This is a genomic window from Citrobacter sp. 50677481 (genome assembly GCF_001463265.1).
Taxonomy (GTDB): Bacteria; Pseudomonadota; Gammaproteobacteria; order Enterobacterales; family Enterobacteriaceae; genus Citrobacter_A; species Citrobacter_A sedlakii.
On sequence record NZ_LNHZ01000018.1, the window covers coordinates 23,570 to 46,966 of the forward strand.

20 protein-coding genes are annotated in these 23,397 nt (G+C 54.2%); 11 read left to right on the forward strand and 9 right to left on the reverse strand.

Going from position 1 to position 23,397, the window contains the following annotated elements; translation table 11 throughout:
* The first annotated feature begins 82 nt into the window (after positions 1-82).
* Together ygdR and APU02_RS04970 are read left to right on the forward strand one after the other, a co-directional pair.
* A complete protein-coding gene (gene ygdR / locus APU02_RS04965) occupies positions 83-301 on the forward strand; it encodes a lipoprotein YgdR (protein ID WP_042288923.1) in 219 nt (72 codons plus the stop codon).
* A 107-nt stretch (positions 302-408) separates the two neighbouring features.
* Positions 409-1,449, forward strand: coding sequence for an NADP(H)-dependent aldo-keto reductase (locus APU02_RS04970; protein ID WP_060569440.1), 1,041 nt, complete (start codon positions 409-411; stop codon positions 1,447-1,449).
* Positions 1,450-1,525: 76 nt separating this feature from the next.
* Here APU02_RS04970 and lplT read toward each other — a convergent pair whose 3' ends face one another.
* Both lplT and aas read right to left on the reverse strand, forming a co-directional pair.
* Positions 1,526-2,731, reverse strand: a complete 1,206-nt coding sequence (gene lplT, locus APU02_RS04975; RefSeq protein WP_060569441.1) for a lysophospholipid transporter LplT — start codon at positions 2,729-2,731, stop codon at positions 1,526-1,528.
* Positions 2,724-4,883: a bifunctional acyl-ACP--phospholipid O-acyltransferase/long-chain-fatty-acid--ACP ligase gene (gene aas, locus APU02_RS04980; protein WP_060569442.1), complete on the reverse strand. Its 2,160-nt coding sequence runs from the start codon at positions 4,881-4,883 to the stop codon at positions 2,724-2,726. The genes lplT and aas overlap by 8 nt, the downstream gene beginning before the upstream one ends.
* Positions 4,884-5,472: 589 nt before the next feature.
* Between aas and galR the strand changes: the two genes are divergently transcribed.
* The gene (gene galR / locus APU02_RS04985) at positions 5,473-6,501 is read left to right on the forward strand and encodes an HTH-type transcriptional regulator GalR (protein ID WP_042288933.1); all 1,029 of its coding nucleotides are present in this window, start codon (positions 5,473-5,475) and stop codon (positions 6,499-6,501) included.
* A gap of 13 nt (positions 6,502-6,514) precedes the next feature.
* Positions 6,515-7,549, forward strand: coding sequence for a LacI family DNA-binding transcriptional regulator (locus APU02_RS04990; protein WP_060569443.1), 1,035 nt, complete (start codon positions 6,515-6,517; stop codon positions 7,547-7,549).
* A 28-nt stretch (positions 7,550-7,577) separates the two neighbouring features.
* Here the strand turns inward: APU02_RS04990 and lysA are convergent, their stop codons facing one another.
* Positions 7,578-8,840, reverse strand: coding sequence for a diaminopimelate decarboxylase (gene lysA / locus APU02_RS04995; RefSeq protein ID WP_042288939.1), 1,263 nt, complete (start codon positions 8,838-8,840; stop codon positions 7,578-7,580).
* Between the two features lie 117 nt (positions 8,841-8,957).
* On the opposite strand from lysA, the gene APU02_RS05000 reads away from it, so the two are divergent.
* A complete protein-coding gene (locus APU02_RS05000; protein ID WP_060569492.1) occupies positions 8,958-9,893 on the forward strand; it encodes a LysR family transcriptional regulator in 936 nt (311 codons plus the stop codon).
* On the opposite strand, the gene APU02_RS05005 is transcribed toward APU02_RS05000, so the two are convergent.
* Together APU02_RS05005 and wzz(fepE) are read right to left on the reverse strand one after the other, a co-directional pair.
* Positions 9,880-10,572 carry an aspartate/glutamate racemase gene (locus APU02_RS05005; RefSeq protein WP_060569444.1) on the reverse strand — a complete coding sequence of 231 codons (693 nt, stop codon included), beginning with the start codon at positions 10,570-10,572 and terminating at the stop codon, positions 9,880-9,882. The two genes, APU02_RS05000 and APU02_RS05005, sit on opposite strands and share 14 nt — an antisense overlap.
* 93 nt (positions 10,573-10,665) lie before the next feature.
* On the reverse strand, positions 10,666-11,790 hold the full coding sequence (wzz(fepE), locus tag APU02_RS05010) for an LPS O-antigen length regulator Wzz(fepE) (RefSeq protein WP_042288943.1): 1,125 nt from the start codon (positions 11,788-11,790) through the stop codon (positions 10,666-10,668).
* A gap of 413 nt (positions 11,791-12,203) precedes the next feature.
* Here wzz(fepE) and APU02_RS05015 point away from each other — a divergent pair, with 413 nt between their 5' ends.
* From APU02_RS05015 to APU02_RS05035, 5 genes are all read left to right on the forward strand, one after another.
* On the forward strand, positions 12,204-12,530 hold the full coding sequence (locus APU02_RS05015; RefSeq protein WP_042288945.1) for a cupin domain-containing protein: 327 nt from the start codon (positions 12,204-12,206) through the stop codon (positions 12,528-12,530).
* A gap of 496 nt (positions 12,531-13,026) precedes the next feature.
* Entirely contained in the window at positions 13,027-13,917 is an 891-nt protein-coding gene (locus APU02_RS05020) for a sugar ABC transporter permease (RefSeq protein ID WP_042288949.1), read from the forward strand.
* Complete coding sequence (locus tag APU02_RS05025) at positions 13,910-14,812, forward strand: carbohydrate ABC transporter permease (protein WP_042288951.1); 903 nt, start codon at positions 13,910-13,912, stop codon at positions 14,810-14,812. Before APU02_RS05020 ends, APU02_RS05025 begins: the two co-directional genes overlap by 8 nt.
* 12 nt (positions 14,813-14,824) lie before the next feature.
* Positions 14,825-15,952, forward strand: coding sequence for an ABC transporter ATP-binding protein (locus APU02_RS05030; protein ID WP_060569445.1), 1,128 nt, complete (start codon positions 14,825-14,827; stop codon positions 15,950-15,952).
* A gap of 14 nt (positions 15,953-15,966) precedes the next feature.
* Entirely contained in the window at positions 15,967-17,253 is a 1,287-nt protein-coding gene (locus tag APU02_RS05035) for an ABC transporter substrate-binding protein (RefSeq protein ID WP_060569446.1), read from the forward strand.
* A gap of 123 nt (positions 17,254-17,376) precedes the next feature.
* On the opposite strand, the gene araE is transcribed toward APU02_RS05035, so the two are convergent.
* From araE to kduI, 3 genes are all read right to left on the reverse strand, one after another.
* Positions 17,377-18,786: an arabinose-proton symporter AraE gene (gene araE / locus APU02_RS05040; RefSeq protein ID WP_060569447.1), complete on the reverse strand. Its 1,410-nt coding sequence runs from the start codon at positions 18,784-18,786 to the stop codon at positions 17,377-17,379.
* A 316-nt stretch (positions 18,787-19,102) separates the two neighbouring features.
* Positions 19,103-19,864: a 2-dehydro-3-deoxy-D-gluconate 5-dehydrogenase KduD gene (kduD, locus tag APU02_RS05045; protein ID WP_042288962.1), complete on the reverse strand. Its 762-nt coding sequence runs from the start codon at positions 19,862-19,864 to the stop codon at positions 19,103-19,105.
* Positions 19,865-19,921: 57 nt separating this feature from the next.
* Positions 19,922-20,758, reverse strand: a complete 837-nt coding sequence (kduI, locus tag APU02_RS05050; RefSeq protein WP_042288966.1) for a 5-dehydro-4-deoxy-D-glucuronate isomerase — start codon at positions 20,756-20,758, stop codon at positions 19,922-19,924.
* 435 nt (positions 20,759-21,193) lie between these two features.
* Between kduI and APU02_RS05060 the strand changes: the two genes are divergently transcribed.
* A complete protein-coding gene (locus APU02_RS05060) occupies positions 21,194-22,369 on the forward strand; it encodes an oligogalacturonate lyase family protein (protein WP_060569449.1) in 1,176 nt (391 codons plus the stop codon).
* 199 nt (positions 22,370-22,568) lie between these two features.
* On the opposite strand, the gene APU02_RS05065 is transcribed toward APU02_RS05060, so the two are convergent.
* Positions 22,569-23,252 carry an oligogalacturonate-specific porin KdgM family protein gene (locus tag APU02_RS05065; RefSeq protein WP_042288972.1) on the reverse strand — a complete coding sequence of 228 codons (684 nt, stop codon included), beginning with the start codon at positions 23,250-23,252 and terminating at the stop codon, positions 22,569-22,571.
* Positions 23,253-23,397 lie beyond the last annotated feature (145 nt).

The following is a 23,397-nucleotide window of genomic DNA, read 5'->3' on the forward strand; positions in this document are numbered from 1 at the left end:
TAAGATTTTACTGCTTTCCCTGAGCATAACTTCACGTTATTACTAGACTATTATCAGACGAATGCCACGTGAGGATAAATGGATGAAAAAATGGGCAGTAGTAATTTCCGCCGTAGGACTGGCTTTTGCCGTTTCCGGCTGCAGTAGCGACTATGTCATGGCGACCAAAGACGGACGTATGATCCTGACCGACGGAAAACCGGAAATAGACGATGATACCGGTCTGGTGAGCTACCACGATCAGCAGGGTAACGCCATGCAAATTAACCGCGACGACGTTTCTCAAATCATTGAGCGTTGATGGTTGAGGTCAGCATTCGCGCTGGCCTTAACAATTTTTCTTCCCTTTTTCCCTTCCCTCAGCCATTTTTATCATCCTTATGTCGTGATTATAAAAAGGAAACGGCTATGCACTATCACCGTATACCCCACAGCTCACTTGAAGTCAGTACACTGGGGCTGGGCACAATGACGTTTGGTGAACAAAATAGCGAAGCCGATGCACATGCACAGCTCAACTATGCCGTCGCGAATGGCATTAACCTGATCGACGTTGCCGAGATGTACCCGGTCCCGCCGCGACCGGAAACCCAGGGACTCACCGAAACCTACGTTGGCAACTGGCTGGCGAAACAGGGCTGCCGCGAAAAGCTGATTATCGCCTCGAAAGTCAGCGGTCCGGCGCGCAATAACGACAGCGGCATTCGGCCAAACCAGGCGCTGGACCGCAAGAACATTCGTGAAGCGCTGCACGACAGCCTGAAGCGGCTGCAGACCGATTATCTGGATCTGTACCAGGTGCACTGGCCCCAGCGTCAGACCAACTGCTTCGGCAAGCTCGGCTACAGCTGGACGGACGCGGCGCCGGTGGTCTCGCTGCTGGATACGCTGGATGCGCTGGCCGAATTTCAGCGCGCCGGAAAGATTCGCTATATCGGCGTTTCCAACGAAACCGCTTTCGGCGTGATGCGCTATCTTCATCTCGCGGATAAACACGACCTGCCGCGCATCGTCACCATTCAGAACCCGTACAGTCTGGTTAACCGCAGCTTTGAAGTCGGCCTGGCGGAGGTGAGCCAGTACGAAGGCGTCGAGCTGTTGGCCTATTCCTGTCTCGCCTTTGGCACCCTGACAGGTAAGTATCTGAACGGCGCAAAACCCGCTGGCGCGCGCAATACCTTATTCAGCCGCTTTACCCGCTACAGCGGCGCGCAGACCGAAAAAGCCGTGGCGGCCTATGTGGATATCGCGAAACGTCATGGTCTGGATCCGGCGCAAATGGCGTTGGCATTCGTTCGCCGTCAACCGTTTGTCGCCAGCACCCTGCTGGGCGCCACCACGATGGAACAGCTACACGCCAATGTTGAAAGCCTGCATCTGGAATTAAGTGAAGAGGTGCTGACGGAGATCGAAGCGGTGCATCAGGTTTATACCTATCCGGCACCGTGACGATTAGCGCCCGGCGGCGTGACGCTTATCCTGCCTACAGGGACGAAGTAGGCAGGATTAAACACAGCCGCTATCTTTAGCGCGACGACGCCTGGCGACGCTGCCAAATCCACAGCGCGGCAATCGCCAGTGCGAACAGACCGCCAAACCCAATGCCGACGGCAACGACCGGGATCCCAACCCACACCGCCAGTGAGTACAACCCCAGCATCAGCAGCATCGCGCTGTTTTCCCCGAGGTTCTGCACCGCAATGGCGTTGCCCGCGCCGACGCTTCGTTTACCGCGCTCCTGCAGCAGAGCGTTCAGCGGCACCACAAAAAAACCGCCCAGAATGCCGATCAGCATCAGCAGTCCATAAGCCGGAAGCAGCGCGTGTTGCAGAGAGAAAATCAGTACGACCACGCCGATCAGGATCCCCGCAGGCATGCAGCGCGCGACGGTTTCCAGGGTGACCAGCCTGGCCGCTGCGCCAGCCCCCGCCACGATACCGATGGCAACCATCGCATTCAGGTAGGTTGGCGTGGCGTTATCGGCGATCCCCAGCGCGACCGGCACCCACAGCACCAGCAGAAAACGCAGCGTCACGCCAGCACCCCAGAACAGGCTGGTGCCAACGAGGGAAAAACGCGTTTCGCCATTGCGCCACAGCGACGCGCAGGCGCAGAAAAAACTGCGGGTCATCTTCGCCAGATGCCAGGACTGTCCGGGACGCGCAGCCGCCAGCTTAGGAATGAACAGGTTTGCCACAACCGCCCCGGCGTAGGCCAGCGCGCAGGCGACCAGCGCGGCGATCACATGCCAGTCAGCCAGCACGCCGCCCGCCACCGAACCGAGCAGGATCGCGGCAATAGTAGAGGCTTCCATTAAGCCATTGGCCTTCACCAGCTTATCGCCGGTAGTCAGTTCGCCGAGAATGCCATATTTCGCTGGTGAATAGGCCGCCGCGCCAATCCCCACCAGCGTATAGCCGATAAACGGGTTGAAGCCGAAACAAATACTTACCGCTCCCAGCAGTTTCAGGCCGTTGGCGAACATCATCACCCGACCTTTGGCGAAGCTGTCAGCTACCTGCCCGACAAAGGGCGCAAACAGAATGTAAGCACCCACAAACACCATTTGCAGGATCGGCTGACTCCAGTCCGGATAAAACTGCGCTTTCAGCAGCGCCAGTGTGGCAAACAACAGCGCGTTATCGCCAAACGCAGAGAGAAACTGCGCGGCAATAACCGACATCATCCCTTTCGACCAAATCGAGGTGTTAGTATGCACTGACTCACCCATGTTGTTGTTCCGCTTCATCGACCCAGCTTTTCAGCGTAACAAAATCCGGCTTACCGCTTCCCAACAGCGGCATTTGTTTCAGATAGCGGATGTCGCGCGGCACCGCCAGTTCCGGAACGCCGTGCGACCGGGCGTACTGCTGGAGTTTGTCGCGGGTCAGTTCGCTATCGGTAGTAAAGAGCACCAGCGCTTCGCCTTTGCTGGCGTCGCTCTTGATTGCCGTGGCGTGCATTTTCTCCGGTGATACGTCCAACGCCACCTGTTCGACCATCTCCAGCGACACCATTTCGCCCGCAATTTTGGCAAAGCGCTTCGCACGCCCCTGAATCTGCACAAACCCCTGTTCGTCAAAACGCACAATATCGCCGGTGTCGTACCAGCCGCGCTCCAGTTCTCCCTGCGCATTTTCCGCTGTCGGCACCTCGAGCACGCCCGGTTTTTCCACCCGCAGATAACCGTTCATGATATTCGGTCCTTTCAGCTGTAACCGTCCGCCGTCGTCAATGCCAGGCACCGCAAGCAGGCGCGCGTCCATTCCCGGCAGGATCCGCCCCACGGTACCCGGTTTCGCCGCCATCGGTACGTTAATGGAAACCACCGGCGCGCATTCCGTCACGCCGTAGCCCTCAAGGATGCGCAGACCAAACTTATCCTGCCAGAGCTGCTTCGTGCTCTCCTGCAGTTTCTCCGCGCCGGCCACCACGTAGCGCAGGCGATAAAAATCATACGGGTTCGCAAAGCGCGCATAGTTGCCAAGAAACGTCGAGGTGCCAAACAGCACCGTACAGTTCCGGTCGTAAACCAGCTCCGGCACAATGCGGTAATGCAACGGACTGGGATAAAGGAATACTTCCGCGCCAGTCAGCAGCGGCGTGAACAGCCCCACGGTCAGACCGAACGAGTGAAACAGCGGCAGCGCCGACATAAAGCGGTCGTTAGCGGTAAAATCCGCGATGGTTTTGATCTGCTCAACGTTAGCCAGCAGGCTTTTGTGGCTATGGACCACGCCCTTTGGGTGGCCCTCAGACCCGGAGGTGAAAAGGATCACCGCCGCCTCTTCCGGTTGCTGTTTCACCTGCGCCAGACGCGGCATCAGCAGGTGGGCGAAAATCCACACCTTGTCGGCGGGGGTGACGTCCGCTTTCAGGTCTTCCAGATAAACCCAGCGCACCTGAGTCAACTGCTCCGGCAGGTGCCAGAGTTTGCCTTTATCGAGGAACTGGCGGGAGGTGAAAATGGTTTTAATCTCTGCGGCGGCGATCGCGCTGCTTAGCCCTTTAACACCCGCCGTGTAGTTCATCATCGCCGGAACACGGCGACGCGACACCGCGCCGAAAATCACCGCCGCGCTGATGGCGGCGTTCGGCAGCATCAGGCCGATCCTTTCGCCCTCCGCGCTGTATTTTTCCAGAATACGCCCGACAAACAGCGTTTTGATGAGCAGTTGCCGGTAGCTGTCCGGCTTGAAGTTGATGTCTTCAATACACTTTTTGCCCGCGCCATAGCGGTATTTTGCCGCCAGCAGCGATTCGTACAGGGTTTCACGCGGACGCACCGCCATCCGCGCTTCCATCATTTTTTGATGCAGCATTTCGCCAGCGATTCTGCGGCGATCGCGCGCACGCGGCGCGTCCGGCATCGGCAACTGGGTTGGCGGCAGGATATGAAGCTGAATGCGCGGGAAAAAACGACGTTTGACCAGCCCTTTCAGGCGGCTGAAATGGGTAAGTTCCGCGCCTTCAATACGTACCGGCACCAGCGTGGCGCCGGATTTCGCCGCGACGAATCCGGCGCCGTCGTAGATTTTCATCAGCGAACCGCTCACCGAGATACGCCCTTCAGGGAAGATCACCACCGGACGTCCCTGCTCAATCAGTCGCACCAGATGTTTGATGGCCATCGGTTTGGTGGGATCGAGAGGCACGAAATCAATCAGCGAGGTTAACCAGCGCATATACCACTGCTGGCTAATCGAGGTATACACCGCAAAGACCGGGCGCACCGGCAAGAACAGCGCCAGCAGGATGCCGTCAATAAACGAAACATGGTTCGGCGTGATTAATACCCGCTCTCCGTGCAGTGCCTTCATATCGCCCGTGACGCGTACCCGATAGAGCACACGGCACAAGCTGCGGAAAAATCCAAATAGCATTTCAACTCCCTTTGCCGAGGATTCGGTTAAATAATGGTGGCAGATTACACGATTAGGGCAATGGGAGCGACACAGAAAGTCAGTACGAAAAAAAACCTGCGCATCCGCGCAGGTTGGTGCAAGAGACAGGTACGAAGAGCGTACCGAATAATCTCACCAATCAATACCTCTGGGATCTTGATTGTGGTCCGACGCTGGCCGCTTCGCCAGCAAGAAAACGCAAAGGAATGAAGGGAAATGCAACGAGTTGTGTAAATTATCGGTTACTGTTACAGAATGGCTGATGGGCAAAAAAAAACCTGCACATCTGCGCAGGTTGGTGTAAGTCATGTGGTCAACCCGAAAGTCGACTCCACCTATCAATACCTCTGGGATCATCACTGTATCAATGCGCGGCGAACGCTCGCCAGCGAACAAACGCAACAGCCTTTCGCAAAGTGTAACTAAAGGTTTGTATTGTCGGCACTGAGTCGTCTATCTCCTGGCCGTGCTCACATTTGCGGCGTTGTAGCGGGCGAACCGCTTGAACCGTCGGGCGTTTTCCGTAACACTGACAGAATGTAAGCGTTTACCCACAATAGGTACTGTCATGGCGACCATAAAGGATGTAGCCCGACTGGCTGGTGTTTCAGTCGCCACCGTTTCTCGCGTTATCAATGATTCTCCCAAGGCCAGCGAGGCGTCGCGCCTGGCGGTGACCAGCGCGATGGCGTCGCTCAGTTATCACCCCAATGCAAATGCGCGCGCGCTGGCGCAACAGTCCACCGAGACCGTGGGTCTGGTGGTCGGCGACGTGTCTGACCCCTTTTTTGGCGCAATGGTGAAAGCCGTCGAGCAGGTCGCCTATAACACTGGCAATTTTTTACTGATCGGCAACGGCTACCATAATGAACAGAAAGAGCGACAGGCGATTGAACAGCTTATCCGCCACCGCTGCGCGGCGCTGGTGGTACACGCCAAGATGATCCCGGACGCCGATCTGGTCTCGTTAATGGAACAGATGCCCGGCATGGTGCTGATCAACCGCATTCTGCCTGGCTTTGAACAGCGCTGCGTCGCCCTTGACGACCGCTACGGCGCCTGGCTGGCGACGCGTCATTTAATTCAGCAGGGTCATACCCGCATCGGCTATCTCTGCTCCAATCACTCTATTTCAGACGCCGAAGATCGTCTTAAAGGCTATTACGACGCCCTCGCAGAGAGCGGAATTCCGGTTAACGACAGGCTCGTCACCTTCGGCGAGCCCGACGAGAGCGGCGGCGAGCAGGCGATGACCGAGCTATTGGGTCGTGGCCGAAACTTTACGGCGGTCGCCTGCTATAACGACTCGATGGCGGCGGGCGCAATGGGCGTACTCAACGACAACGGCGTGGAAGTGCCATCGGAGATCTCACTGATTGGTTTCGATGATGTGCTGGTGTCCCGCTACGTCCGCCCACGCCTGACGACCGTGCGTTACCCTATCGTCACCATGGCGACCCAGGCGGCGGAACTGGCGCTGGCACTGGCGGAAAAACGCCCGTTACCGGATATCACCCATGTCTTCAGCCCCACGCTGGTGCGCCGTCATTCTGTGGCCTCGCCAGCCGAAGCGGGACAACCGTCATTAAACGAGTAATCAGGAAAGCGTCATGACAACAATGCTGGATGTTTCCCGCCGCGCTGGCGTGTCGAAAGCCACCGTGTCCCGCGTGCTTAACGGCACCGGACAGGTTAAAGAGAGCACCCGACAGAAAGTTTTTAAGGCGATGCAGGCGCTGGACTACCGGCCCAACTTTCTCGCCCGTTCGCTGGCGCATCGCACCAGCAACAGCATTGGCCTGGTGGTATCGACCTTTGACGGTTTCTATTTTGGGCGCCTGCTGCAACAGGCGTCCCGGCAGACCGAGTCCCACGGCAAACAGCTCATCGTGACCGACGGCCACGATACGCCGGAGCGTGAACAGGAAGCGGTGCGGATGCTGGCCGACCGCCAGTGTGACGCGATTATTCTTTACACCCGCTATATGAGCGAGAAAGCGATTCTGGCGCTGGCGGACGCCATCCCGATGCCGTTGGTGATCATCAACCGGGAGGTGGCCCTGGCCCGTGAGCGCGCAATCTTTTTTGAACAGGAAGAGGCGGCGTTTCGGGCGGTCGATTATCTGATCTCGCAGGGGCATCGGGAGATCGCCTGCATTACCGTACCCGGCCATACGCCGACCGGGAAGTCACGTCTGCGTGGCTATCGTAAAGCACTGGAGAAAAACGGTATCGCCTGGGATCCGGCGAAAGTGAAGTATGGCGACGCCAGCATGACCCGCGGCTACGACGCCTGTCATGAACTGCTTGCGGAAGGGATTAAATTCAGCGCCCTGTTCGCCTGTAACGACGATATGGCGCTGGGCGCATCCAAGGCGCTGCATCAGGCCGGGTTACGCATCCCTCAGGATGTGTCGCTGTTTGGTTTTGACGATGCCCCGAGCGCAAAATGGCTTGAGCCGGGGTTATCCACAGTTTATTTGCCCATCGACACCATGATCACCACCGCCATTGACCAGGCGATCCGCATGGCGAACGGCGAAGCGGTGGCCCCTATCCCACCGTTTACCGGCACTTTAGTGCTGCGCGATTCGGTGACGACCGGGCCGTATTTTACCGGCGGCAGCCAGCCGCAGGCCGGATAACGCGCTTGCGCCGCCTCCGGCATGCGCCTCAGATGCGTTCCAGCGCCAGCAGTTCGTCTATTGTCTGCCGACGCCTGATCAGCCGCGCCTGGCCGTTATCAAATAACACTTCCGGAAGCAGCGGGCGGCTATTGTAGTTCGACGACATCGACGCGCCATAGGCTCCCGTATCATGTAACACCAGATAATCACCGGGGACAACCGCTGGCAGCGCGCGAGTTTCGACTTTCCCGCCCTCCTGTTGGGTAAAGACATCCCCGGATTCACACAGCGGCCCGGCGACCACCGTTTCCACTTGCGGCGCGTTGGCAAGCGAGCGTCCGTCTGCCGCCAGCGCGGAGATGTGATGATAACTGCCGTACATCGCCGGGCGCATGAGATCGTTAAAACCCGCGTCCACCAACACAAAATGACGGCTGCCCATCTGTTTTACGCTGCGCACCTGGGTCACCAGCACGCCCGCCTGGGCGACAAGAAAACGTCCCGGCTCGATCTCCAGTTTTACAGGGTGCCCGAGGTGACGGGCGATTTGCTCACGCGCGGCGTTCCACAGGCCAAAATAGTGCTGCGTGTCCACAGCTTCTTCGCCATCGTGATACGGAATCGACAGCCCGCCCCCCGCGGAGATCGCCTGCAGATCCTGGCCAAAATCGATCACCTGACGCACCATCGCTCCACACACCTGTTCCAGGTGGCCGTAATCCACGCCGGAACCGATATGCATATGGATGCCGACCAGTTTCAGCTGATGGCGCTGCATGACGGCCAGCGCCTCGGGCAAATCGCTATGCCAGATACCGTGTTTACTGTTTTCGCCGCCAGTGTTGGTTTTTTGGCTGTGACCGTGACCAAACCCCGGATTAACACGCAGCCAGACGCGATGCCCCGGCGAGACCTGACCAAGCTGGTCCAGCATGTCGACGGAACCGGCATTCACCGGGATGCTGAGTTCGCTGACGCGCGACAGCGTCGCGTTATCAATCACATCGGCGGTAAAAACGATATCGTCCGGATGCGTCTGCGGATCGTAACCCGCGGCCAGCGCGCGCTCGATCTCGCCTAATGATACCGAATCCACCTTCACGCCCTGCTCACGCATCAGACGCAGAATATGAATATTCGAGCAGGCTTTCTGCGCGAAACGGACAACATCAAACTGTTGCAGCGCGGCAATCTGGCGGCGAACGATCTGCGCGTCATACACCCAGACCGGGCAGCCAAACTCGGCGGGCAGCCTGAGCAGGTTTTCAGCGGTCAGGTCGGTATCAGAGGCATTAAGAGAATGTGGCATTTCAGGCTCCGGACATCATGTTTTTACGGATTACGCCACATCCTGAAGACAATAAAAAATATCGTTTCATACGTATTCTATGCAAAACTGATATGGATTCACTTCAGCGGGATGATTATGGCCAGCGTTAACTTACGTCACATTGAAATTTTCCATGCGGTGATGACCGCCGGGAACCTCACCGAGGCTGCACGGTTATTGCATACCTCACAGCCGACCGTCAGTCGCGAACTGGCGCGCTTTGAAAAGGTGCTTGGGCTTAAGCTTTTCGACCGCACCCGGGGGCGTCTGCATCCGACGGTTCAGGGATTGCGATTGTTCGAAGAGGTGCAGCGTTCCTGGTATGGGCTGGATCGCATTGTCAGCGCGGCGGAAAGCCTGCGTGAATTTCGCCAGGGGGAACTGTCGGTTGTCTGCCTGCCGGTCTTTTCCCAGTCGCTGTTGCCTGCGCTGGTCCAACCGTTTCTCGCGCGTTACCCGGACGTAAGCCTGAATATTGTGCCGCAGGAGTCGCCGTTGCTTGAGGAATGGCTCTCTGCCCAACGCCATGATCTGGGATTAACGGAAACCCTGCACACCCCGGCGGGCACCGAGCGGACCGAATTATTCTCGCTGGACGAGGTGTGCGTACTGCCGTCGGGGCATCCGCTGGCGGAAAAACCCGTGTTAACGCCGCAGGACTTCCACGGCGAGCGCTATATTAGCCTTTCGCGCACCGACAGCTACCGCCAGTTACTCGACGCGCTGTTTAACGAACATCAGGTTAAACGACGCATGGTTGTGGAAACGCACAGCGCGGCGTCGGTTTGCGCAATGGTGCGCGCCGGTGCAGGTCTGTCTATCGTCAACCCGCTTACCGCGCTGGATTATGCCGCAAGCGGCGTGGTGGTTCGCCGGTTCAGTATCAGCGTGCCGTTTACCGTGAGCCTGATTCGTCCTCTTCATCGCCCTTCGTCAGCGCTGGTGGACGCGTTCAGCCGCCATCTGCAAACCGGTCACGCCCTGTTTACCCGCGCGCTGGAAAAAATTTCCGCGCCGGTTATGACAGCATAAACGCGACGGCGTCCGCGGCGTGAATGGCGGCGGTGTCAAACACCGGAACGGGGCTTCTTTCGGCGGGGACCAACAGGCCAATCTCCGTACAACCGAAAATCACGCCCTGCGCGCCCTGAGACGCCAGCTGCTCAATGACCTGCACATAATAGTCGCGTGACGCGTCGCTAAACTGTCCGAGGCACAGCTCATCAAAAATGATGGTGTTGATCTTCGCGCGATCTTCCGCCTCCGGCACCAGACATTCGATGGCAAACTGCTGTTCCAGACGTCCACGGTAAAAATCCTGCTCCATCGTGTAACGCGTCCCCAGCAGCGCCACGCGACTCAGTCCTTGCGCTGCAATCGCGCGTCCGGCCGCATCGGCAATATGTAAAAAAGGCAGCGTACAGCGTGACTCAATGGCGTCCGCCACTTTGTGCATCGTATTGGTACATAAAACGATCCCTTCTGCGCCCGCTTTTTGCAGACCCAGCGCCGCATCGGCCAGCATCTCGCCCGCTTTATCCCATTCACCGCGTTGCTGACAGGCTTCAATGTCGTGAAAATCAACGCTATGCAGCAGCAGGCTGGCGGAATGAAGGCCACCGAGGCGCTGTTTGATCCCTTCATTGATCAAGCGATAATAAGGGATGGTTGATTCCCAACTCATACCGCCTAACAGTCCAATTGTCTTCATAACCTGCTCCTTTATCAGTGAGGAAAAACCGGGAAAGTAAACCATAAAAAAAGCGGCTGTTAAGCCGCCTTCATAGTGACAAGTCTCGCAACGTTATTCCAGTACCGGCATCATCTGCGCCGAACGCGATTTGATCGCTTCACGAAGCAGCACGCCGCCGCAGGCAAACATCCCGCCAAGCAGCATGGCGAGCGTGATAATCATCAGCCTGCCCGGTCCGTCTTTTCGGATCGGCAAAGAAGGCGACATCTGGTATCTGAACGGCGCAAATTTCACGTCATTGAGGCTGACCTGTTGCAACTGACCCAGCAGATACTCACGGTTCTTAAAGTCTGCGTTCAACTCCGCGACATCTTGTAGGGATTCTTCAATCTGCAATTTTCTGGCGATACCGTTAGCGCCCAGCGTAACGGAGTAATCGGGATCGTCTTTTACCGCCTGGCCGTTACTGAACACCGGCTGCTTGATACCCGCCGCGTTGGCCACCTCCAGCGAATAGCTCAGACGCTGCAAATTGGTGTTATGCGCATTCGTCAGGCGGACGTGATCCAGCGCCAGTTGCTCTTTCATGATCCGCGTTTTTAACTCCAGCGCATTGCGCACATTTTGCATGGTTTCTTTCTGCACAATCGCGGAAACCCAACCGATATACCCGTCAAGGACGGTTTGCGCATCTTTCGCCGTGGGCGCAGTAAAACTTAATGTCCAGGCGTCATATGGCATTTTGTCGGCATTTTTTGCCGTCGCATTGTTCGTCACTTTTAGCTTTTCGGATACGTTGACCACGGCGCGATGTAAGGCCAACGGATCAATATCCGCGTCTTTCAATTGGCCCATGACATAAGGCGAAGTTTTAAGATACTCCTCAAGCAACGACTGCGACTGGAGCTTTTTAATAAACAGATTAAACACATCGCCCCGCGAGATGTTTATTTCGACGCCCAGTATCTGTAAATCTGCCAGCGTTTGCCGCAGGTCATACCATTGCGTTTGCTCTGCCGGGGTGACAACAGACTGGCTGGTCCATTTTTGCGGTAAAAGCCATGAGACTGCCGCGCCTAACAGCGCACAGGCGAAAACAACGGCAATAATATGATTTTTAGCGGAAAAGAGGATTTCTACGAGTCTCAGCAGATCGATCTCGTTTTGCCTGACCGCAGGCGGCGCGTAGTCGGCAAAATTAAGTTCCGTATTTTTCTTTATATCCATTGTCGACATATCGGTTCTTCTGATCTTATTAAAATGAAATATAAGCATAAAATGTCACTGGCGACGCTTATCATATAAGAACATAAGATTTTTCTGAACAAAATCTTTATAAATTTGCTACCTCCCCACCATTATTGGCAGTATTTCAAAGTTGACTTTCAAATAAAGTCAAACTATGTATAGCGCCGCTCACCCCGTGTATTTCTGACCTGCCCGATACGAGTCTTGCTGTTACGTGGGTTAATATCCTGACTTATTCAAAATTAATCGCTGTTTTAGCTTTTCCCGGCGCATGGAACTCCTTTACAGCGAGGCACAAACTTGTGATCCACTTTCCACTTCGTTCCGACAGCCGTTTTCTTTTTCGGCTGGCTGCGCTAATTTAAATGAAACACCGTTTCAAACATTAACAGGATCCGTGCATGTTTATTTTTCATAAAGAGACAACGCTGGAAGATCTGGGCAATGGCGTCACCCGCCGGATTCTCGCCCATGACGGCAAAATGATGGCTGTAGAGGTCAACTTTGAAGAAGGGGCCGTGGGCCCGCTGCATAACCATCCCCATGAACAGTTGACCTATGTCCTGTCAGGCGAGTTTGAATTCACCATCGGCGACGAAAAGCACGTCGTCAGCGCAGGGGATACCCTTTACAAAAAGCCTCACGTAATGCACGGCTGCGTTTGTCTCAAGCCAGGCACATTGCTCGATACCTTCACGCCAGTGCGTGAAGACTTCCTGAAAGCGTAAGCCCGGCCGTCATCGTCCAGCAGCCGACGCAGCTCACAAACCTTCCTGCGGGAAGGTTTTTTTTGCCTCCTCGCCCACAAATTAGCTCACTAATAATTGCTAATAATATTAGTTTTTATAACCTTGAGGCGCGTCCGGTTTCCGCAAATGTCGATAGCGCAGCGGCAATCATGACGTATTTATGTCAATTATGATGAGCATCTCACCTATTTGAAACACCGTTTCGACTTTGATCACATTTCCACCATTATGTGAATGACGGCGAAACAAATAGCAATAAAATAAATTAAAACGATGTTTTACAAATCAAGAACGGCGGTTCATTTAATCGAGCCGCGCTGAAGGTTGAGATTAATAAAGTATTCTAAATCAGTGACTAACAAGGAAGGCTGACAGAACGAATACGCAGAGAACACAGGCGACTACGCCGTCTTGACCGGGCGTGGTCGGTAACATCCGGTTCCATTTTTTACTAATCATCGTCAGGTAGGTCGCTATGAATGAAAACAGGATGCTTGGGCTGGCATGGATATCACCCTATATCATCGGGCTGATTATCTTTACCGCCTTTCCGTTCGTTTCATCTTTCTTCCTCAGTTTTACTGAGTACGATTTGATGAGCCCTCCAGTGTTTAACGGAGTGGAGAACTATCGCTATATGTTTACCGAAGACACGCTGTTCTGGAAATCGATGGGCGTGACCTTTGCCTATGTCTTTTTAACGATCCCCTTAAAACTGGCCTTTGCGTTAGGGATTGCGTTTGTTCTGAACTTTAAATTACGCGGCATTGGCTTTTTCCGCACCGCCTATTATATCCCGTCGATTCTCGGCAGCTCCGTGGCTATCGCCGTATTGTGGCGCGCTCTGTTTGCTATTGACGGTCTGCTGAATAGCTTTATTGGCGTATTTGGATTCGACCCAGTGAACTGGCTCGGCGAACCGTCGCTGGCGCTGATGTCCGTTACCCTGCTGCGCGTCTGGCAGTTTGGCTCAGCGATGGTGATCTTCCTCGCGGCGTTACAGAACGTACCGCAGTCGCAGTATGAAGCGGCAATGATCGATGGTGCGTCAAAATGGCAGATGTTTATGAAAGTGACCGTACCGCTGATTACGCCGGTGATTTTCTTCAACTTTATTATGCAAACCACCCAGGCGTTCCAGGAGTTTACCGGCCCGTATGTCATCACCGGCGGCGGTCCGACCTACTCCACCTATCTGTTCTCGCTCTACATCTACGACACCGCGTTTAAATACTTTGATATGGGCTACGGCGCAGCGCTGGCCTGGATCCTGTTCCTGGTCGTTGCGGTGTTTGCCGCCATCGCCTTTAAGTCGTCGAAATACTGGGTGTTCTATTCTGCCGATAAGGGAGGCAAAAATGGCTGATATTCAGGAAATTACATCAGCACAGAGCGTGGCTGAACGTGAAGTGGCGCGTACCCTGCGCCGTGAGAAAATCAACGCCACCGTTCGCTACATCATTCTGCTCTTCGTCGGCCTGCTGATGCTGTATCCACTGGTGTGGATGTTTTCGGCGTCGTTCAAACCGAACCACGAGATCTTCACCACCCTGAGTCTGTGGCCCGCGCACGCCACCTGGGACGGTTTTGTGAACGGCTGGAAAACCGGTACGGAATACACCTTTGGCCATTACATGCTGAATACCTTTAAGTATGTCATCCCGAAAGTGATTTTGACCATTATCTCTTCCACCATCGTGGCCTACGGCTTTGCCCGCTTTGAGATCCCGTGGAAGAAATTCTGGTTCGCTACCCTTATCGCCACCATGCTGTTGCCGAGCACTGTATTGCTGATCCCGCAGTATCTGATGTTCCGCGAAATGGGCATGCTGAACAGCTATATGCCGCTGTACCTGCCGCTGGCCTTCGCCACTCAGGGGTTCTTCGTCTTCATGCTGATCCAGTTTTTGCGCGGGGTGCCGCGTGATATGGAAGAGGCGGCGCAGATTGACGGCTGTAACTCCTTCCAGGTGTTGTGGTACGTGGTGGTGCCCATTCTGAAACCGGCGATTATTTCGGTTGCGCTGTTCCAGTTCATGTGGTCGATGAACGACTTTATCGGGCCGCTGATCTATGTCTACAGCGTGGATAAATATCCGATCGCACTGGCGCTGAAAATGTCCATCGACGTCACCGAAGGCGCGCCGTGGAACGAAATTCTGGCAATGGCGAGTATCTCCATTCTGCCATCCATCATCGTCTTCTTCCTGGCACAGCGCTACTTCGTACAGGGCGTGACCAGCAGCGGAATTAAAGGTTAAGAGGGAAATACCATGGCTGAAGTGATTTTCAACAAACTGGAAAAGGTGTACTCCAACGGCTTCAAAGCGGTACATGCTATCGACCTTAAAATCGCCGAAGGGGAATTTATGGTGATCGTCGGCCCATCCGGCTGCGCCAAATCCACCACCCTGCGAATGCTGGCCGGGCTGGAGACCATTAGCGGCGGTGAAGTGCGCATCGGCGATAAGATCGTTAACAATCTGGCGCCAAAAGAGCGCGGTATTGCGATGGTGTTCCAGAACTACGCGCTTTACCCGCACATGACGGTGCGCGAAAACCTCGCCTTTGGCCTCAAGCTAAGCAAAATGCCAAAAGATCAGATTGACGCGCAGGTGAATGAAGCCGCGAAGATCCTCGAACTGGAAGAGTTGCTTGACCGTCTGCCGCGCCAGCTTTCCGGTGGTCAGGCGCAGCGTGTGGCGGTTGGCCGGGCGATTGTGAAGAAGCCAGACGTATTCCTGTTCGACGAGCCGCTGTCGAACCTCGACGCCAAGCTGCGCGCCTCTATGCGCATCCGCATTTCCGACCTGCACAAGCAGCTAAAGAAATCAGGTAAACCGGCGACCACGGTTTATGTCACGCACGACCAGACCGAAGCGATGACCATGGGCGACCGCATCTGCGTGATGAAGCTCGGGCATATCATGCAGGTCGATACGCCGGATAACCTTTACCACAAGCCGAAAAACATGTTTGTGGCGGGCTTTATCGGCGCGCCGGAAATGAACATTCGCCCCAGTAAACTGGTGGATGAAACGGGACGTCTGGCGCTGACCATTGGCAACGAAACGCTGCCCCTGAGCGAAACGCTGCAGGAAAAAATTTCCGCCAGCCAGGGGCAGGACGTGTTTTACGGTATTCGCCCGGAATTTGTCGCGCTTTCTGACGAGCCGTTTACCGAAGGAAGTTGCAGCGGTGAGATGGTACGCGTGGAAAACATGGGACATGAATTCTTCGTCTACCTGAAGGTGTCTGACTACGAACTGACCGCCCGCATTCCTTCGGATAAAGCTAAGCCGATGATTGAAAAAGGACTTCATCGTAAGGTGTATTTCACGTTCGACATGAATAAGTGTCATATCTTTGACGCAAAAACTGAACAGAACATCTCTCTCTGACTGGAGTTATAAAAATGAAAAAAGTGCTTTTAAGCGCCGCTATCTCCGCTACCCTGGGTCTGACTGCTATGCCTTCTATGGCGCAAAACGTCGATTTACGTATGTCCTGGTGGGGCGGCAATGGCCGCCATCAGGTGACGTTGAAAGCCCTCGAGGCGTTCCACAAGCAAAACCCGGATATCAACGTTAAGGCGGAATATACCGGCTGGGACGGTCACCTGTCGCGTCTGACGACGCAGATTGCGGGCGGCACTGAGCCGGACGTGATGCAGACAAACTGGAACTGGCTGCCGATCTTCTCGAAAACCGGTGACGGCTTCTACGATCTGAACAAAATGAAAGAGGTGATCGACCTCAGCCAGTTCGATCCGAAAGAATTACGTTCGACCACCGTGAACGGCAAGCTGAACGGCATTCCGATCTCCGTGACCGCCCGCGTATTCTATTTTAATGATGAAACCTGGAAAAAAGCGGGTGTCGAATACCCGAAGACCTGGGATGAACTGATGGCGGCGGGGAAAGCGTTCGAGAGTAAACTGGGTAAGCAATATTATCCGGTGGTGCTTGAGCATCAGGATACGCTGGCGCTACTGAATTCTTATATGATTCAGAAATACAACATTCCTGCGGTCGATGAGAAAACCAAAAAATTCTCTTACAGCAAAGCGCAATGGGTGGAATTTTTCCAGACCTATAAAAAGCTGATCGACAGTCACGTGATGCCGGACACCAAATACTACGCGTCATTTGGTAAGAGTAACATGTACGAGATGAAGCCGTGGATTCAGGGTGAATGGGGCGGTACCTATATGTGGAACTCCACCATCACCAAATACTCTGACAACCTGAAGCCACCGGCGAAGCTGGAGCTGGGTAATTACCCGATGCTGCCGGGCGCGACCGATGCGGGTCTGTTCTTTAAACCGGCGCAGATGCTGTCAATCGGTAAGTCCACCAAAAACCCGGAAGCCGCAGCGAAGCTGATCAACTTCTTACTGAACAGTAAAGAGGGCGTCGAGACGCTGGGACTGGAGCGCGGCGTGCCGTTGAGCAAAGCGGCAGTCGCGATCCTGACTCAGGATGGCACCATCAAAGAGGACGATCCGTCGGTAGCGGGCCTGCGTCTGGCGCAGTCTCTGCCGGCGAAACTGACCGTATCGCCATACTTTGACGATCCGCAGATTGTTGCGCAGTTCGGCACCTCTTTGCAGTATATCGACTACGGTCAGAAAACGGTGGAAGAAACGGCTGCGGACTTCCAGCGCCAGGCCGAACGTATCCTGAAACGCGCGATGCGTTGATGTCAACCTGCCGGGTGGCGGCTTCGCCTACCCGGCCTACAAATTGTGCATTGATGTAAAACATGCGCCAGTGCCTGCAATAATCGGTAGGCCCGGGAAGCGCAGCGCCACCGGGCAATAACCTCACACCCCAATATTTCTTAACTTCTCACCGGCCATCAGCTTACGTTCAATATGTTCCAGGGTGACGTTTTTGGTTTCCGGAATCAGCCAGAAGGTAATGCCGATAAACGCCACGTTCAGCGCGGTATAAAGCCAGAAGGTGCCCGCAGCGCCGATGCTGTCGAGCAGGGTCAGGAAGGTTGCGCCGATAATCATGTTCGACACCCAGTTCGTGGTGGTTGAGCAGGTAATACCAAAGTCGCGGCATTTCAGCGGCTGAATTTCCGAACACAGGATCCATACTACCGGCGCGGCGCTCATCGCATAACCGGCAATACACATCATGGTCATGCCCACGGAAAGCCAGGACAGGCCGCTTGAGGCTGTGCCGTTATCAAACTGCATCAGGCAGTAACCCAGCACCAGCGTACCGAGCGCCATCACACTGAAGCCGATTTTCAACGCCGGTTTACGTCCGGCTTTATCAACGGTGAACACGGCAATAAAAGTAGCGAACATAAAGGTCAGACCGACCACCAGCGTGGCGATCATCTGCTGTTCGGTGGTGGTAAAACCCGCCATTTTAAAAATGCGCGGCGCGTAATACATGATGATGTTCATACCGGTAAACTGCTGCATCGCCTGCAATAACATGCCGAGGAACACCGCCCGGCGCACATTACGGTTGACCCTGAACAGTGCCCAACCGCCCTGCTTCAGCTTCAGGCTTTCCCGAATCTCATTTAGCTCCTCGCGGGCTTTTTCCGACGTATCACGCAGCATACGCAGTACTTCCTCGGCTTCAATATGACGACCTTTTTGCGCCAGCCAGCGCGGACTGTTAGGCAGAAAAACCACCAGCACGATCAGCACTACTGCGGGCAGCGCCAGCACGCCCAGCATTGCGCGCCAGTTGCCACTGTAGCTGAACGCAGTATCGGATAAAAACGCCAGCACAATGCCCAGTGTAACCATCAGTTGATACATGCTGATCATCTTGCCGCGTACATGTTCACTTGCCATTTCAGACAGATAAAGCGGCGCCGTGTACGAGGCGATCCCTACGGCGACGCCCAACACCACGCGCGCGACGATCAGTATCTCTACGCTGGTGGCGAACGCCGATCCCAATGAACCGACGACAAAGAGGATCGCCCCGGCCATCAGGCTGTATTTACGCCCCAGCCGGAAGGAGAGCCAGCCATTGAACAACGCGCCAATCGCCGCGCCGAGCATCATGCTGCTGACCACCCACTCCTGCAGGCGACTGGTCAACACAAAGTGATCGGTGATAAACGGCAACGCGCCGGCAATCACCCCAATATCCAGACCAAAAAGCAAACCCGCCACGGCAGCCGAGACGGACACAAACAGGTTCATGCGGCGCGTATCGCGCAGCGTTAAAGCAGAGTCATTATTGATTGAAACCATTTTTTCCTGCCACAACAGAGTAAGACATGATCAAAAAGTACGGTATTCGTCAGCGAGGTGTCAGGCAGGAAACGGCATAAACATGGACGAAATGGCTACGCAGTAGCGTTATGTGATGGACATTACACTTTCAAAAATATTAGTTTATCTGGCTGGATTTTATATCTTTATGATTATTAATGCTTTTAATAAATAACAATGAAAACTGCCCGTGTGGCGTATGGATTAATGACTAATCTGAGTATGGACTATGCTCACGAAGTGATAAAAAAAAACCCTGCCCGAAGGCAGGGTTTCAGCGCTCACGCCAGACGGATTAACGCGCCAGCCAGCCGCCGTCAACCGCGACGGTATAGCCGTTGATATAATCAGATGCGCTGGAAGCCAGGAAAACCACCGGCCCCATCAGATCGCTTGGCAGACCCCAACGACCCGCCGGAATACGGTCGAGAATTTCCGCGCTACGCTGTTCGTCAGCGCGCAACTGCTGGGTATTGTTGGTCGCCATATAGCCAGGGGCGATCGCGTTCACGTTGATGTTGTGCTTCGCCCACTCGTTCGCCATCAGACGGGTCACGCCCATCACGCCGCTTTTTGACGCGGTATAAGACGGTACGCGAATGCCGCCCTGGAAGGAAAGCATCGAAGCGATGTTAATGATTTTGCCGCCGTTGCCCTGCGCGATGAAGTGCTTCGCCGCAGCCTGAGACATAAAGAACACGCTCTTAATGTTCAGGTTCATCACGTCATCCCAGTCTTTCTCGCTGAAGTTGATTGCATCTTCGCGACGGATCAGACCGGCGTTGTTTACCAGAATATCGATATGACCGAATTCAGCCACCGCGCGCTCCAGCAGCGCCGGAATGCCGTCGATCTGACGCAGGTCAGCGGTCAGGCTTAAAAAGCGACGTCCCAGCGCAGTAACGCGTTCGATCGTTTCCGTCGGTTCAACGATGTTAATCCCGACGATATCGCAGCCCGCTTCAGCCAGGCCGAGCGCCATGCCCTGGCCCAGGCCGGTGTCGCAACCGGTCACTACCGCGACTTTACCTTCGAGTGAGAATGCATTCAAAATCATTGTAAATCCTTAATATTATTCATGCCTGTCACGGACAGGCGTTGTACGCGCCCGCGACTAGCGGAGATCTTTTACCGCAACGTGATCCATGTCATCGAAGACCTGGTTCTCACCCACCATTCCCCAAATGAAGGTATAGGCTTTGGTACCCACCCCGGAGTGAATCGACCAGCTCGGAGAAATGACCGCCTGCTCGTTGTGCATTACGATATGGCGAGTTTCCTGAGGCTGCCCCATCATATGGAAGACGCAGGTGTCTTCTTCCATATTGAAATAGAAGTACACTTCCATGCGGCGTTCATGCGTGTGACACGGCATGGTATTCCACAGGTTACCCGGCGCCAGTTCGGTAAGCCCCATGCTGAGCTGGCAGGTTTCCAGCACATCCGGCACAAAATATTTATTAATAGTGCGGCGATTGCTGGTGAGATTGTCACCGAGCGTGACCGGCGCAACATCGGCTGGCGTCACTTTTTTGGTGGGGTATGTGGTGTGTGCCGGAGCGCAGTTGTAGTAGAACTTGGCGGGCGTAGCGCTGTCGACGCTGGCGAAAACCACTTCCTTCGCCCCTTTGCCGACATACAGCGCGTCGCGATGGCCGATTTCGTAGCACTGGCCGTCAACGGTAATGGTGCCCGCGCCGCCAATGTTGATCACGCCCAGTTCACGACGCTCAAGAAAGTAGGTCACACCCAGTTGTTTACCGACTTCGCCGCCGACAGACACCGTTTTCGCCACAGGCATGATGCCGCCAACGATAATGCGGTCAATGTGGCTATAAACCATGGTGTATTCGTCAGCCACGAACACTTTCTCAACTAAAAACTCTTTGCGTAGCCCCTGGGTATCCAGTGTTTTGGCGTGCGCGCTGTGAATACTTTGTCTTACGTCCACATTTACCTCCAGTATGAACCGAGCCGGAATTCCTGTACGGAGAGCGAAACGCTGTTCCGTTTTACATTATGGCTCATGATATCCCTCCGGGAACGGCTTTTCAATTACAAATAAAACATCGTTTCACTTTTTCTGCATGTTATTATCAAAATTGTAAGTGCGATCACGCTCGTTTTCTGAAATTGCGTCACAGTTTAGAAAAATCCTATTTAAAAACAAAAGGCTATATATGGAGTGGTAAATATACCCCCCTCGTTGATTCCCTAAGTCCGTGAAATCCATCCGCTTTATTTTTGCTTTTTCGAAGTAAAGTGCGCTGTCAATCACATACAATGAAACAGCGTTTTGATATTTTGATACTCGCTTTTTAAACCTATCATAAATCTGGGTACTGCTGCGGGTCTTTTCCCCCGCCACGGTAAAAAGGAGTGCATCATGGCTAAAGGCATGCGGGTCAAACTGAACTATGAGGTCAGTCGCGATCCGGATACAGGCGTGGAAGTTACGCGTCTGACCCCACCGGAAGTAACGTGTCACCGAAACTACTTTTATCAAAAATGTTTCTTTAATGACGGTAGCCACCTGCTGTTCGCTGGGGAGTTTGACGGCCACTGGAACTACTATTTACTCGACATTGCAAAAGCCGAGGCCGTTCAGTTAACCGAAGGCGCGGGCGACAACACCTTTGGCGGCTTTTTATCTCCGGATGATAGCGCGCTGTATTACGTGAAAAACGATCGTACGCTGTTTGAAGTCAATCTCAGTACCCTGGCCGAGCGTGAAGTGTATCGCGTACCGGATGAATGGGTCGGCTATGGCACCTGGGTGGCAAATAGCGACTGTACGAAGCTGGTCGGCATTGAGATTGCCAAACGCGACTGGACGCCGCTGAACGACTGGAAAATCTTCCACGACTTTTTCCATAAAGGTCCACACTGTCGCTTGCTGCGGGTGGATCTGAGAAGTGGAGAAAGCGCGGTCATTCATGAAGAAAAGATCTGGCTGGGCCACCCGATCTATCGCCCCTTTGACGACAATACCGTCGCGTTTTGCCATGAGGGACCACACGATCTGATCGACGCGCGGATGTGGCTGGTTAACGAAGAGGGTAGCAATATCCGCAAAGTGAAAGATCATGCAGAAGGCGAAAGCTGCACCCATGAGTTCTGGGTGCCAAACGGCTCCGCGTTGGTGTATGTTTCCTATCTGAAAGGGCAGCAGGGACGCACAATTTCCAGCTATAACCCCGACACCGGCATCAATGAAGACATTATGCCAATGCCAGCCTGCTCGCATCTGATGAGTAACTTTGACGGCACGTTGCTGGTCGGCGATGGCTCCGGTACGCCGGTAGACGTCAAAGACACTGGCGGATACACCATTGATAACGACCCCTATTTATACGGCTTTGACGTGGCGAAAAAAGCCTATTTCCGGATTGCCCGTCACGATACCTCCTGGGCGACAGTCGCTAACAGCCGCCAGGTAACCCACCCGCATCCGTCGTTTACTCCGGACGATCGCGCGGTATTATTCAGCTCTGACAAAGACGGCAAACCGGCGATTTATCTCGCCAGACTGCCCGAACAACCGGAATTATTGCGACTGTGAGATTGAGCGCCTGTTCCGCAGGCGCGACCTGTGTGCTTCTGTAACTGGCCTTGCCCTCCTCCTGGAGGGCTTTTTTTATGGCTGACTTTGCTGAATGTTCGATGGGTTTATTTCGCGGTGATGCCTGGCGCCCCCGGCAATAACGAAAAAACCCCGGCTGACTGCGCCGGGGGAATAAGACAATGAGGGTACCGCTGAATCAGAACGAATAAGCGACGCCCACACGGAAGCGGGTCTGACGTTCGTCAGAGGTTTTCACCCCCACGTTCCCCACTTCGACATAAGGCGCCCAGTTTTTATCCCATTTATACGCCAGCTTGGCGTTGTATTCGTTGGAGTATGTTTTGTTGTTATTGCGAATTTCGCCTTCAGTACTTTTGGCGTAAACATAGTTTAGTTCGGTACGCCAGTCGCCCATAACCCAACCAATCCACGCATCGCCACGGTTAACTTTGTCATCGTCTTTATTATCGCTTGACGGATAACGCGTGTATTCATAACGGTAACGCGCCGCGACATAAAATCCATTTTCGAAGCTGTACTGCACGTGAATGTTCGGCTTGTAAATGGTGCGGCTGTCGGTGCTTTCCAGCGTCATCGCCGGAGTGATGGCAATATTGTCAGTCGCCTTCCAGCGCCAGCTCAGTGAGTCTTCGTGGCCGTTACCCACAACGTCAGAGAATGGCTGATCGGCTTTATCTCCGCCAGATTTCCATTTTGCTTCAACAGAAAAACCGACGCCGTTATCGAAACGGTGCGACACCGCCACACGGTCGGCGTTGGTGCCGCTATCAATATACTCATGACGCAAGTCGACAGTCACCGCTTGCGCGGCAAACGACGCACCAATTAATGACGCAAGGCCCAGAGTTTTTTTAAACATATCCTATCCTCAAATTAAAATGATGTTTCTTTTTTATGGAATTGCATTTTATTTTTTTAACACCATCATTTTAGTGATCGCGATCGTAATTATTTGTTTCAAAAAAAATGGACGTCCGTGGCGTGATGAATATCAAACAAAAAAG

What these genes read in the sequence shown, in the direction of transcription:
- APU02_RS05060 (WP_060569449.1), top strand. Translation starts at nt 21,194, where the DNA reads ATGGCTAAAGGCATGCGGGTCAAACTGAACTATGAGGTCAGTCGCGAT.
- APU02_RS05030 (WP_060569445.1), top strand. Translation starts at nt 14,825, where the DNA reads ATGGCTGAAGTGATTTTCAACAAACTGGAAAAGGTGTACTCCAACGGC.
- APU02_RS05065 (WP_042288972.1), bottom strand. Translation starts at nt 23,252, where the DNA reads ATGTTTAAAAAAACTCTGGGCCTTGCGTCATTAATTGGTGCGTCGTTT.
- lplT (WP_060569441.1), bottom strand. Translation starts at nt 2,731, where the DNA reads ATGGGTGAGTCAGTGCATACTAACACCTCGATTTGGTCGAAAGGGATG.
- APU02_RS04970 (WP_060569440.1), top strand. Translation starts at nt 409, where the DNA reads ATGCACTATCACCGTATACCCCACAGCTCACTTGAAGTCAGTACACTG.
- aas (WP_060569442.1), bottom strand. Translation starts at nt 4,883, where the DNA reads ATGCTATTTGGATTTTTCCGCAGCTTGTGCCGTGTGCTCTATCGGGTA.
- APU02_RS05035 (WP_060569446.1), top strand. Translation starts at nt 15,967, where the DNA reads ATGAAAAAAGTGCTTTTAAGCGCCGCTATCTCCGCTACCCTGGGTCTG.
- kduD (WP_042288962.1), bottom strand. Translation starts at nt 19,864, where the DNA reads ATGATTTTGAATGCATTCTCACTCGAAGGTAAAGTCGCGGTAGTGACC.
- araE (WP_060569447.1), bottom strand. Translation starts at nt 18,786, where the DNA reads ATGGTTTCAATCAATAATGACTCTGCTTTAACGCTGCGCGATACGCGC.
- APU02_RS05000 (WP_060569492.1), top strand. Translation starts at nt 8,958, where the DNA reads ATGGCCAGCGTTAACTTACGTCACATTGAAATTTTCCATGCGGTGATG.
- APU02_RS05015 (WP_042288945.1), top strand. Translation starts at nt 12,204, where the DNA reads ATGTTTATTTTTCATAAAGAGACAACGCTGGAAGATCTGGGCAATGGC.
- ygdR (WP_042288923.1), top strand. Translation starts at nt 83, where the DNA reads ATGAAAAAATGGGCAGTAGTAATTTCCGCCGTAGGACTGGCTTTTGCC.
- APU02_RS05020 (WP_042288949.1), top strand. Translation starts at nt 13,027, where the DNA reads ATGAATGAAAACAGGATGCTTGGGCTGGCATGGATATCACCCTATATC.
- APU02_RS05025 (WP_042288951.1), top strand. Translation starts at nt 13,910, where the DNA reads ATGGCTGATATTCAGGAAATTACATCAGCACAGAGCGTGGCTGAACGT.
- APU02_RS04990 (WP_060569443.1), top strand. Translation starts at nt 6,515, where the DNA reads ATGACAACAATGCTGGATGTTTCCCGCCGCGCTGGCGTGTCGAAAGCC.
- lysA (WP_042288939.1), bottom strand. Translation starts at nt 8,840, where the DNA reads ATGCCACATTCTCTTAATGCCTCTGATACCGACCTGACCGCTGAAAAC.
- galR (WP_042288933.1), top strand. Translation starts at nt 5,473, where the DNA reads ATGGCGACCATAAAGGATGTAGCCCGACTGGCTGGTGTTTCAGTCGCC.
- APU02_RS05005 (WP_060569444.1), bottom strand. Translation starts at nt 10,572, where the DNA reads ATGAAGACAATTGGACTGTTAGGCGGTATGAGTTGGGAATCAACCATC.